This is a genomic window from Micromonospora sp. WMMD708, from assembly GCF_049315245.1.
Lineage (GTDB): Bacteria > Actinomycetota > Actinomycetes > Mycobacteriales > Micromonosporaceae > Micromonospora > Micromonospora wenchangensis.
Genome location: NZ_CP186060.1, coordinates 3,306,075 through 3,318,153 on the forward strand (window position 1 = coordinate 3,306,075; position 12,079 = coordinate 3,318,153).

A 12,079-nucleotide genomic window follows, 5' to 3' on the forward strand; every position below is an offset into this window, starting at 1 on the left:
CCGGGCAGGACGCGTCGGCTAGGAACATCGCATGCCCCGCTACCTGCTGTTTCCCGGCCGACATCACCTGCTGACCCGGTTCCAGGCCGACTATCTGCACCGGCTCGCCACCGCCGGTCACCACGACACCCCGGACGGCGACCGGGCCACCGGTGACGACGGGGTGACCGTGGTGTGGGCGGTCACCTCGGCCAACCACGAGAACACCCGCCGCAACCCGGTCCCCTACCACCGGCGGGAGGCGGCGATCGAACGGTTCAGCGTGCTGGCCGGGCTGCGGTCGGTGGTGGTGCCGGTCTTCGACACCGCCGAGACCGACCGGTTCGCCGAGGTGACGCTCAAAAACGTGGCGGCCACCGCCGGGCTGGAGCTGAACCCGGCGAACACGGTGGTCGCCTGCTCGACGCCGCAGGTCGCCGCCATGTACGCAAGGCTGGGGTTCCCGATCGCCGGGGTGGAGGCCGACGTCGACCCGGCCCCGGCCCGGCCCTGGGACGTGCTGCTGCGGCTGGCCGCCGACGACCCGTCGTGGCGGGAGCTGGCCCACCCGGCGACCCTCGACGTCTACGCCCGCTACCGGCTCGACGACCTGGTCCGGTCGGTGGTCAACGATCCGGTGGTCGGCGACGAGGGCGGGCTGACCGCCACCCGCGACTACCGGACGTACGCCGAGGCGTTCGCCGACGCGGCGCAGCGCAAGTGGGCGGCGGTACGCGAGCACGTGCGGCCCGGCCGGATCGTCGACGTCGGCTGCGGCGCGGGCGCGGTGCTGGAGTTGGCCGACCGGGAGCCGGCGCTGCGGGAGAGCGACCTGATCGGGGTCGAGGTGGCCCGGCACCTGTACGAGGAGTGCGTACACAAGAAGGCGCAGGGGGTGTTCAGCAACCCGAACGTGTTCTTCTACCGGCGCAACGTGCTCGGCGGGGCGGTGTTCGCCCCCCGCTCGGTGGACACCACGATGACCTTCGCGCTGACCCACGAGATCTGGTCCTACGGCGACCGGATGGCGTCGCTGCGCCGGTTCGTGCAGGCCATCTACGACCACACGGTACCCGGCGGGGTGTGGATCAACAGCGACGTCTGCGGGCCGGACGGCCGGGACCGGACGGTGCGGCTACGGCTGTCGACCACCGACGGGGCGAACCCGGCCGGGCCCCGCGAGGATCTGGCGTCGCTGCCGGCCGACCGGGTGGCCGCGTACCTCGCCGGGCTGTCCACCCGGGCCCGGCTGGACCAGTTCGCCGTCGACTACCGGTTCCCGTTCGGGTTCCGCCCGGTCGACGACGGCACCGGCGCGGTGGTCGAGCTGCCGCTCGGCGCGGCGATGGACTTCCTCACCCGCAAGGACTACACCGACAACTGGTTGTCGGAGACCCAGGAGGAGTTCTGCGGGCTGGAGTGGGCCGACTGGAAGTCCCTGCTGGCCGACGTGGGGTTCGAGGTGGACCCGGCCAGCGGCCCGTACCGCAACGACTGGATCGTCACCCACCGGCTCGCGCCGAGCGCGGCGCTGTCGACGGTGGACGGAACGTCGCTGGACTGGCCGGTGACGCACGTGCTGCTGGTCGCCCGCCGGCCGGTCAACACCTGATCCGGCGGGAGGCGGAAGGCCGGGGGCGGGAGGGATCCTCCCGCCCCCGGCACCGCCGTCAGGAGCCGGTCAGGACAGGAACTTGTCCAGCGCCGCCTCGATGGTGCCGCTGTCCGGGGCCGCGTACGCCTTCATCGTCGTCTTGTTGTACGAGATGAAGCTGGGGCACCGGGTCGCCGGGGCGTTGACGATCCCGCCGTCGCCGATCTTCTCCGCGGTCTTCGCGGCGTAGAAGGTCAGCTGGTAGCGCGAGGAGATGTAGGAGACGCTGACGTTCTTGCCGTCGCTGGCCTTGTAGTCGCACTTCTTGGGCGCGCCCTCGCTGCCCGGGACCATCGACATGCAGCCGACGACCGAGACGGTGGCGAAGTCCGCCGACTTGGCGTAGTACCGCTTGTCGGAGCCGACGATCTTCGACGACCAGAACGACGGCCGCTCGGGGTTGTTCGAGAAGACGTACGCCTTGGCGGTGGCCGGGCCGCTGTAGGTGGCCGCGTTGAGGATCGGGCTGCCGTCGCAGACCGCGGACATGTCGCTGGAGTAGCGCGCGGTCACCGCGTTGTTGTTGTTGTTCGGCTGCTCCGTGGGCGGCTCGGACGGCTGCGGGGTGGACGAGGTGTCCGTGCCGGGCCCCGGGTTGGCGGCGGTCGCGCTCGGCGTCGGGTCGGGCTCGTCGTCGTTGCCGACCAGGGCGAGCCCGATGCCGGCGCCGCAGAGCGCGAGGATGAGGACCACCGCGCCGATGATGAGCCCGATGACCAGGCCCCGGTTCGACTTCTGCGGCGGCACGGGAACACCGAACTGCGGGGCCTGGCCGAACTGCGGGGCCTGACCGTACTGCGGGGGCTGACCAGGCTGGCCGTACGCCGGGTAGCCGGCGGACGGTGCCGGCGGCCCGCTCCACGGGGTGACGTTCGGATCCGGCTGTTCTCCGTACGGAGGGTGACTGTTGCTCATCTGAAGCCCTTATCGCTGTCGACGGTACCCAGGCACTGGATCATCGGTCAGGGTAGTGAGCGGCACAAACCGAGGCGCTGGTTGTCGGACGGCAACGAACCCCGGCCGACCACGGGCGGGCGGGGTACGACTACTTTCCGTGGCGAAGTGCGATCCGTCCCGCCGCCCACCGACCCGCCCCGGGTGGCTCCGGAAGCGAAAAGTGGGGTGCGGGAAAGGGATTCCGCCCGGATCGCGCCTTCCGTTCCGGACAGTGCGAGAAGGGTTCGCAATGTGACGTAGATCATGCATGACGATCTCGACAACCGCGACGACCCCTGCAACCCGCAACGTGGCGCGAATCTCCTACCCGCCCGCTATATATAGATGTTCATCACATTGAAGTATGGGCATGTGTCGGTGCGTAGGCTTATCGTGAGGCTCACGAAAAGGTCCCGTCCGTCCCGGCGGGCACCCCACGTCCACCGCACGAGGAGGCGGCCCATGCCTGCCGCGCCCCACCCCACCACCCTCCGCCGGATCATCCTCGCCCTCGCCGCCTGCGCGGCCGTGCTCGTCCCGCTGACCCTCACCGCCCCCGCCGCCCGGGCCGCACCCGTCACCGTGGTCAACGGCACGCAGTTCACCGACACCAGCGGCGCCGGCGTGCACGCCCACGGCGGCGGCATGATCAAGGTGGGCGACTACTACTACTGGTTCGGCGAGAACCGCAACGACAACAACACCTTCCGGTACGTGTCGGTCTACCGCTCCACCGACCTGCGCACCTGGGAGTTCCGCAACAACGTGCTCACCCAGTCCTCGGCGGGCGAGCTGGCGACGGCGAACATCGAACGCCCCAAGGTGATCTACAACGCCAACACCGGCCAGTACGTGCTCTGGATGCACTGGGAGAACGGCGTCGACTACAACCAGGCCCGGGTCGCGGTGGCCACCTCCAGCACGGTCGACGGCAACTACCGCTACCTGGGCAGCTTCCGCCCGCTGGGCCACGACTCCCGGGACCAGACGGTGTTCCGCGACGACGACGGCACCGCGTACCTGATCTCGGCCACCCGCAACAACGCCGACCTGAACATCTACCGCCTGACCGCCGACTACACCGGGGTCGCGTCGCTGGTGCGGACGCTGTGGCCGGACAACTACCGGGAGGCCCCGGCGATGTTCAAACGCAACGGGGTCTACTTCCTGGTCACCTCGGGGGCCACCGGCTGGTCGCCCAACCAGGCCCGGTACGCCACCGCCAGCAGCGTCGGCGGCACCTGGACCAACCCGACGAACTTCGCCGACGGCACCACCTACGACTCCCAGTCGGCGTACGTGCTGCCGGTGCAGGGCAGCGCCGCCACCTCGTACCTCTACCTCGGCGACCGCTGGGCCGGCGCGACGGGCGGCCCGGTCAACCAGTCCCGCTACGTCTGGCTGCCGCTGAACTTCCCCACCGCAACCTCGCTGACCATGAACTGGTACCCGCAGCTCACCATCGACACCGCCACCGGCGTGGTCTCCGGCGTCGACGGCGGCTACAGCTTCGACACGTTGCGCGCCCGGCACAGCGGCAAGTGCCTGGACGTGCTCGACCGGTCCACCGCCGACGCCGCCGCCGTGGCCCAGTACGGCTGCAACAGCGGCACCAACCAGCAGTGGCAGCTCCGCGACGCCGGCTCCGGCTACGTCCAGATCGTCGCCCGGCACAGCGACAAGTGCCTCACCGTGGCCGGCGGGTCCACCGCCGACAGCGCCGCGGTGCAGCAGTTCGGCTGCCAGTCGGGGCGTACCGACCAGCAGTGGCAGGTCCGCGACGCCGGCTCCGGCTACGTCCAGATCGTCGCCCGGCACAGCGGCAGGTGTCTCGACGTCAACGGCTACTCCACCGCCGACGGCGCCCGGGTGATCCAGTACACCTGCGGCACCGGCGCCAACCAGCAGTGGCAGCGGGTCCGCGCGGCCTGAGCGCACCCCGTCCGCCGTCCCGCCTCCCGCAGGCCGGGACGGCGGACGGCCACCACCCCGCGTCCCACCAGCCCCGGAACCAGGTGTGACGATACCCTCACCCCACGTGGCGCCCCGGCGACGTCTACTGGACCGGACAGCAGTCGTCCTGGCGGGGGTACGGGATGCGGGAAGACACGCAGGAGCAGCTTCACCGGCTCCGGTCACTGCGGATGGCCGCCGGGCTGACCATCGACGAACTCGCCGTACGCTCCGGGGTGAGCCCACGAACGATCGGCGGGATCGAACGGCACCGGATCCGTCGCCCACACCGCGGAACCCTGCGGGCGCTCGGCGCGGCCCTCGGCCTGGACGGGGTGGACGCCGGCCAACTGCGCCCGGCCGGCGGACAGGTCGCCGGGGTCACCGGCCTGCCCGGGGTGACCACACACTTCACCGGCCGCCACGACGACCTCACCTGGCTGGCCACCAGACTGGAACACCGCCACGCGGTGCAGCTCATCGGCCTACCCGGTGCGGGCAAGACGGCGTTGGCGGTACAGGCTGCCACCGACCTCGCCGGGCGGTTCCCCGACGGGGTGCGGTTCCTCGGACCGGTCGCGGACGCCACCGCCGCGACGATCGCACGCCGGCTGCTGCCACCGTCCGACGCGTCCTCGCACGGGCCCGACCGGGTGGCCATCGGGGCGTACCGGGACCTGCTGCGCAGCCGGCGGATCCTGGTCGTGCTGGACGACGTGCGCGACGACCACCAGGTCGGACCGCTACTGCCGCCCGATGCCCTCGGTGTCACCCTGATCACCGGCCGGCACCCGCTGACGGGCCTCGCGGTGACCGACCGGCGGCTGGTGCCGCCCCTGCCGGCGGCCGACGCGCGGGCCGCCCTCGACACGATGGTGGACGGCACCGCGCCCGCACCCGCGGTCGCCGCGCTCGCCGCCGGCTGCGGCGGCCTGCCGCTGGCCCTGCGGGTGGCCGCGAACCGGCTGCTGACCCGTCCGCAGTGGAGCGCACAGTGGCTGGTCGACCGGTTGGCAAGGCCGGAGCGGGTCCTGGACGCGCTGGTCGCCGGTGACCTGTCGGTACGCGACGCGTTCGAGCGCACGTACGCGGGGCTGCCGGTTCAGGCCCGCCGGGCCGTCCGGCTGCTGACCGGGCCGGCCGGCCCGCTCCCCGCCGAGGCGGGCTTCCTCGACCTGGCCGAACGGGGCTGGGTCACCACCGGCCGCGGACACCGCTACGAACCACACCCGCTGGTACGCGCCTTCGCCCGCGTCGCCGCCGGCACCTGACCACCCGGGTCGACGCCGTCGGGGGCGAGTTCGGCCAACAGCGTCGCGGCCCGGCCCGCCAGATCCGGATCGTCACAGTCGTCGGCCAGCTCCACCGCCCGCCTCAGGTACGCCGGGGCGTCCCGGGTCTCCCCCGTGCGGCGCATCGCCTCGACCAGTTCCACCGACACCAGGGCCTCCAACGCCGGCATCGCGTTGGCGCGCAACCGCGCGACCGCTTCCCGCAGGGCGGCGACACACTCCGGCCACCGGTCGAGCGCGGCGAGATCGTCGGCGATCCGCCGGCAGTTCAACGCGTCGGTGGCGGCGCGGGCGAAAGCCGCGATGGGATAGCGCGGATCGCGGAGCAGGCATCTCGTCCGCTGGTGCACCCGCAGTGCCTCGACGGGTCTGCCGAGGGCCAGCAGCGATGAGCCGAGCGAGGCCATCGCCTGCGGCAGGCCCTCCGGATCGGCGGCGCGGCGCAGCAGCACCCAGGCCCGTTGCCGCCGCCGCAGCGCCGCCGCGTGCTCGCCCAACCCGGTGTGACCGCTGGCGGCGTAGAGCAGTGCCCAGCCCTGCTGGGCCGGGTCGCCCGCACGGACCGCCCGGTCCAGCGCCCGGGTGGCGGTGGCCACGCTGGCGGCGTACTCGCGCTGGCAGATCGCCTGCGCCCAGGACAGGTAGTTGAGATGGACCGCCTCGGTGCGGGGGTCGTCGAGCCGGGCGGCGGACTCGGCGGACAACCGGAAGACCTCCGGCCACAGGTCGAGGTGGACCCGGCTGTCGGAGAACCAGTGCAGCGCGTCGACGGCCTCGACCACCGACCCGTGCAGCCCTTCGGCGGCGGCCGACCGCAACGCCACGAACCAGTTGCGCCGTTCGGCGTCGAGCCACGCGGTCGCCGCCCCGCGATCCCCGAACTCCGCCAGCGACGGCGGTCCGTCCGGCTCGAAGTGCCGCCCCGCCGCCGTGGTCCGCGCCAGCCACCAGCGCAGCGAGGACGTCCGCAACGGGCCGGCCGCGTCCGGCTCCTCGGCCGTCAGCCGGTCGACGGCGAAGTCGCGTACCAGGTCGTGCAGCCCGTAGCGGTCCGCCGGCACGGCCGCCACCAGACCGCTCTCCACCAGGGCTTCCAGCTGTTGCTCGGCGTCGACGTCGGAGACGTCGGTGACCACGGCGACCGGGTCCGGGCCGAAGTCCGGACCCGGCATCAGCGACAACCGCCGGAAGGTCCGCCGCAGGTCGTCCCCGAGCCGCCGGTACGACAGGCTCAGCGCGGTGTGGATGCCGGCGGTGTCGGCGTCGATGACCCGTAGGCGGGCCTGCTCGCCGGTGAACCGTCGGTTGAGCTCCGCGACGGACAGGCCCGGCTCGGCCGACAGCCGTTGCCCGGTGACATGCAACGCCAGGGGCATGTGACCGCAGTGCCGGGCCAACTCGCTGAGCCCGGCCGGGTCGACGTCGACGGGCCGGGCGATGGCCCGCAGCATCGCGGTGGCGTCCTCGGCCGGCAGCGGCTCCAGGGACAGCCACTGTGCGGTGTCCAGACCGCTGAGTCGTCGCCGGCTGGTGAACAGCACGAGACTGCGTCCGGCCCCGGGAAGCAGCGGTCTGGCCTGCGCCTCGTCGGCGGCGTTGTCCCACACCACCAGGGCCCGGCGCTCACACAACGCCGACCGGTACGCCGTCGCCCGATCGTCGCGGCCGGCGGGGATGCGCCGTTCCGGCACACCGAGCGCCCGCAGCAACCGGTGCAGCGCCTCGCCGGGGGTGGTCGGGACGTCGTCCATGCCGCGCAGGTCGACGAAGAACCGGCCGTCGGGGAACTCCGTGGCCAGGTCGGCCGAGGCCCGCAGGACGAGGCTGGTCTTGCCCACCCCGGCCGGCCCGGTGACGACGACCACCGTGGCCTGCTGCCGGTCACCCGGCGGACGACGGGCGATGTCGCCCAGGGCACGCAGCTCCGTCGCCCGGCCGCTGAAGTGGCGCGGCAGATCGGGCATGGCCGGCCGGGCGGAGGTGGCCTCGACCAGGCGGTGGCGCTCGTCGTCCGGCACGGCGAGGACATCGAACAGGACGGTCAGGGTGCGCCGTTGCGGACGCCGGACCCGGTCGCGTTCGATGTCGCTGATCGCCCGGGCGCTGACCCCGCACCGCTCGGCGAGCGCCTCGATCGACAGGCCCGCCGCCACGCGGAAGCCACGCAGGACGGCACCCAGCGACGGGCGTCCGGGTGTGCTCGGGCGTCCGGGTGCGCTCGGTATCGGCTTCACCGGGCACACCCTCACAGAAACACCACCCGCGACGCCAGGCATCGATCAGTGACTTTTCGCACCGGTCCGATCACCGACCATTGAGCCGCCACGTCTGGTATCCGCCGTAGTTGCACGCCCGGGCGTACGCCTCCCCGCTGCCGTGGGTGTCGACGCAGATGTAGCGGGTGTCGAAGTAGTTGAGCCGCAGCGACACCTGGTTCCAGTTCGGACCGTAGCCCTCGATCAGCTGTTTCAGGCTGCCGGTGCACGGGTAGGCGTGCTGTTGCGGGCCGCCGTACTCCCACATCTCGATACACCGGCCCGTCTGCCGGTTGCGGATGGTCACCCGGTCGTATCCCGACGGGGCCTTGCCCGCCGAGGTGACGGTCCACGTCTGCCAGTTGTTGCCGGCCTGGCACGGCAGGGTGTAGATCGCTCCGACACTGTTGCTGTCCAGGCACATCCCGGTGGCGAAGTTCTGGAACTGGCCGGTGAACTCGTAGGCCGCCGCCGCCGGGGAGGCGGACGCCACCGCCGCCCCCGCGACCAGCATCATCGTCGCGGCCAGTCGCGCGAGAACCCCGCGCCACGTCATGCCGCCCATCCTGACCGTCATGCCTGTTCCTCCTGTCGTCGGTGGGACCCGCCGCCCGTGCGGCTGTCCCGATTACACCGACGTCTGCCGACGGGAGCCAGGCAGAACGGCAGGCAAGAAGCGGCGTCGTCACCGATCCACCCACCGCTACGGTCACCCTTTCGTGACGTCACCGGGCCCGACCGGGAACTGCCACCGAGTACGGACGATTTGTCGGCCACCGCTGGTGCGCCGTCAGACGTCAGACCATTCACGTCAGTTTTTCGCGCCGGATATTGCACCGCCTTTCGACCGGCGCGGGCCGGCCGACCTCGGCGGCCACGACCATCGGTATCACGGGATTGGTTACGGCACGTGTCGGAACTGTCGCCGCGCCCGCCGCGAATTGCGGAACCGTTATGCTCCTCGCAAGCACGGCGCATTCCCGCGTCGCTGCCGGAATTCGGCGTTGAGGGCGGAAATGAACATCGGGGAGATCGCCCGGCGGGCCGGAGTGTCCCGCAGCACCGTGTCCTACGTGTTGAGTGGGAAGCGGGCGGTGTCGGCGACGACCCGGCAACGGATCCAGGCGGTCATCGACGAGCTGGGCTACCGGCCGAACGCCAGCGCCCGCGCGTTGAAGGAGGGGCGTACCCGCACCCTCGGGCTGGTCATCCCGCCGGCCAGCCAGCGCCTGACCGACATGCAGCTCGGTTTCGTCGCCAGCGTCGTCGAAGCGGCCGCCCGGCACGACCTGGACGTGTTGCTGTCGCCGTCCGGCGGCGACCACGACCGGTCGTTCGAGCGGATCGTCACCGGACGGCGGGTGGACGGGGTGGTGCTGATGGAGATCCGGCTGACCGACCACCGGGTGACCCGGCTGGCGACGGCGGGCGTGCCGTTCGTGACGATCGGCCGGACGGCCGAACCGCACGGGATGAGCTGGATCGACGTCGACTACGCGACGTTGATCTCCCGCTGCGTGCACCACCTGGCCGACCTGGGACACCGCCAGGTGGCCCTGGTGAACCGGTCCGCCGAGCTGGTCGCGGCGGGTTACGGCCCGAGCCACCGCGCCCTGGCCGGGTTCCGGGCGGCCGTCGCCGAGCGGGGCCTGACCGGTGTCGACGTCTGCTGCGGTGACGACACCGCCTCGGGCGAGGCGTGCGTGGCGCAACTGCTCGCGAACCACCCGCAGGTCACGGCGGTGGCCACCCTCAACGAGGCGGCGTTGCCCGGGATGCGGCGGGCGTTGGACGCCGCGGGTCTGTCGGTGCCGGGCGACTTCTCCGTCACCGGGGTCGCCGCCCGGCACTGGGCCGAGGACTTCCACCCGCCGCTGACCGCAGCGGACGTGCCGATGCGCCAGATGGGGGCCGAGGCGGTGGAGCTGCTGCTGGAGCTGATCGCCGCGCCCGGCGGCACGCCCCGGCACCGGCTCCACGCCCCGCCGATCTCGCTGCGGTCCAGCACCGGCCCGGCCCGGTCTAACTGACCCGGGTCGGGCCGGCGGTCACGACCCGGCGACCGGTGTGTTCCGGCGTTCCTGCCGGGCTGCGGCGAGCACGAGGTAACTGCTGGCCGTCCAGGTGTACGCCCGGTCGCGCAGTCCCGCACCGGTCTCGGCGTCGAAGTTCTCGGCGAACCCGGACCTCTCGCACAGGGCCAGGAACCGCCTGCTGATCTCGTCGGCCAGCGCGGTGTGCCCGGCCCGGCGCAGCCCGTCCTCGACCAGCACGGTGGAGGGTGCCCAGATGGGGCCCCGCCAGTAGCCGTCGGCGAGGTAGTGCGGCGAGTCGGTCGGTTCGGTGGCCAGCCCGTGGGTGGTCAGGTGGGCCGCGACGCCCCGGGCCAGCGCACCGGCGACCGGGGTGGGCAGTTCGTCGCCGAGGACGACGGGCATCAGGTCGAGCAGGCTGCGGCTGGCCCGGCGTCGCCCGGTGTGCGGGCTGCGGGCGGTGAAGCGTTCGCCGTCCCACAGATCGCGCAGCAGGGCGGTACGGACCCGGTCGGCCTCGGCCGACCACCCGGCGGCGGGCCCGCCCAGCTCGGTGGCGAGGTCGGCCAGGCAGCGCAGTTGGCCGACCAGGAGGGCGGCGAGGTCGGCGGTCTCCAGGACCCGGCCGTCGTCGAAGGTGGTGGCGTTGTCCCAGCCGCTGTCGTTGCCGTGCTGGTAGTGGGGCAGGTCACTGCCGGGGGCGCGGCGTGCGTCCAGCCAGAACCGGGTCCACCGGGCCAGCCGGTCGTACGTCCGGGCCAGCGCCGCCCGGTCCGGCGGGGTGGGCAGCCGGCGGCGCAGCCGGCCCAGGGCCCAGCCGTGCACGGGGGGCTTGACGAAGTTGTGCAGCACCTCGGAGTGGGTGACCGAGTCGGGCAGGGCGCCGGCGTCGTCCTGGTGGTCGAACGGGAGGTGGAACTGGTGCCAGGCCAGGTCGGGTTCGCCGGCGGCCAGGGCGATCGCGTTGAAGCAGTGGTCCCAGCTCCACACCTTGTCCATCCAGTGCTTGGACATCAGCACGGCCGGTCGGGTGACGAAACCGCCCGGCTCGACCGTGGCCGACCACAGCACGTACGCGGCCAGCTCGGCGGCGGGGGTGTCGACGTCGCGCCAGGGGGCGACCGCCTCGACGAAGGCGGCGAACTCGGCGCTGCGCTCGCGGCACATCTCGTCGAAGGTGCAGGTCGGCCGGTAGGGGGGCCGGGCGGTGGCGTACTCCTCGATCGCGACCTCCCAGGGCCGGTCGGCGGGGAGGTCCAGCCACCGGTCGGCGACGCCGAGCGCCTCGACGCCCACGACGTCGTGCAGCGGCGCGGACAGCCCGGTCACCCGGTAGCGGCGGCCCGTCTCGTAGGAGGTGAACACGGCCGAGCCGTCGACCGGGTCGCGGTAGAGGTAGGTGCCGCTGAACGGGGTGAGGGTGCCCGCGGCCGCGGCGATCCGCAGGCCGAGGCCCCGACCCCGCAGCCGGAGGGTGTCCGGCCCCTGGTAGCCGACCTCGATCCGGCCGTCGCGGTCGCGCCAGGTGAGCAGTGCGGGGGTGGCGACGACCGTGGCGTCGGCGTGCGGGGCCAGGCGCAGCACCGGGTGCATGCCGGTCTGGTGGGAGACCAGGTGCAGGTCGTCGGCGTACGTCTTCTCGGCCACCACCGGGGAGATGTCGAACCAGGAACCGCGGTAGCTGAACGGGACGTCCTGGAGGGAGAACTCCGGGCCGGACGGTGCGACGGTCATGTCGGGTGACGCCCTTTCGTGGTACGGGTGGTCAGCCTCCGACGGTGCCACGTCGGGCCACCCGTGGCGGGACGACGGAACCGGAACCTCGAATCGATTCGCACGAAGATAGGTCCGCCCGCGCCCAGTGGTCAAGGAGCCCCCCTGCCGGTCCGGGCCAGCAAGGACACCTGGGCGACCGGAAGGCGGATCAACTGCGGAAACATCCCCTTCACCGGACCGTCATTATATTGACATCCTTCA

8 protein-coding genes are annotated in these 12,079 nt (G+C 72.4%); 4 read left to right on the forward strand and 4 right to left on the reverse strand.

Going from position 1 to position 12,079, the window contains the following annotated elements:
- Positions 1-31 precede the first annotated feature (31 nt).
- Complete coding sequence (locus ACN260_RS14570) at positions 32-1,591, forward strand: class I SAM-dependent methyltransferase (protein WP_422756475.1); 1,560 nt, start codon at positions 32-34, stop codon at positions 1,589-1,591.
- 69 nt (positions 1,592-1,660) lie between these two features.
- Here the strand turns inward: ACN260_RS14570 and ACN260_RS14575 are convergent, their stop codons facing one another.
- Positions 1,661-2,548, reverse strand: a complete 888-nt coding sequence (locus ACN260_RS14575; RefSeq protein WP_422756476.1) for a hypothetical protein — start codon at positions 2,546-2,548, stop codon at positions 1,661-1,663.
- Positions 2,549-3,031: 483 nt separating this feature from the next.
- On the opposite strand from ACN260_RS14575, the gene ACN260_RS14580 reads away from it, so the two are divergent.
- Complete coding sequence (locus tag ACN260_RS14580) at positions 3,032-4,501, forward strand: RICIN domain-containing protein (RefSeq protein ID WP_422756477.1); 1,470 nt, start codon at positions 3,032-3,034, stop codon at positions 4,499-4,501.
- Between the two features lie 164 nt (positions 4,502-4,665).
- A complete protein-coding gene (locus ACN260_RS14585) occupies positions 4,666-5,793 on the forward strand; it encodes a helix-turn-helix domain-containing protein (RefSeq protein WP_422756478.1) in 1,128 nt (375 codons plus the stop codon).
- Here ACN260_RS14585 and ACN260_RS14590 read toward each other — a convergent pair.
- Both ACN260_RS14590 and ACN260_RS14595 read right to left on the reverse strand, forming a co-directional pair.
- Complete coding sequence (locus tag ACN260_RS14590) at positions 5,739-8,048, reverse strand: ATP-binding protein (RefSeq protein WP_422756479.1); 2,310 nt, start codon at positions 8,046-8,048, stop codon at positions 5,739-5,741. The genes ACN260_RS14585 and ACN260_RS14590 overlap by 55 nt on opposite strands.
- Positions 8,049-8,118: 70 nt before the next feature.
- Positions 8,119-8,646: an RICIN domain-containing protein gene (locus tag ACN260_RS14595; RefSeq protein ID WP_422756480.1), complete on the reverse strand. Its 528-nt coding sequence runs from the start codon at positions 8,644-8,646 to the stop codon at positions 8,119-8,121.
- A 439-nt stretch (positions 8,647-9,085) separates the two neighbouring features.
- Between ACN260_RS14595 and ACN260_RS14600 the strand changes: the two genes are divergently transcribed.
- Positions 9,086-10,099 carry a LacI family DNA-binding transcriptional regulator gene (locus tag ACN260_RS14600; RefSeq protein WP_422756481.1) on the forward strand — a complete coding sequence of 338 codons (1,014 nt, stop codon included), beginning with the start codon at positions 9,086-9,088 and terminating at the stop codon, positions 10,097-10,099.
- A gap of 18 nt (positions 10,100-10,117) precedes the next feature.
- Here the strand turns inward: ACN260_RS14600 and ACN260_RS14605 are convergent, their stop codons facing one another.
- Positions 10,118-11,836, reverse strand: a complete 1,719-nt coding sequence (locus tag ACN260_RS14605; protein WP_422756482.1) for an amylo-alpha-1,6-glucosidase — start codon at positions 11,834-11,836, stop codon at positions 10,118-10,120.
- Positions 11,837-12,079: the final 243 nt, after the last annotated feature.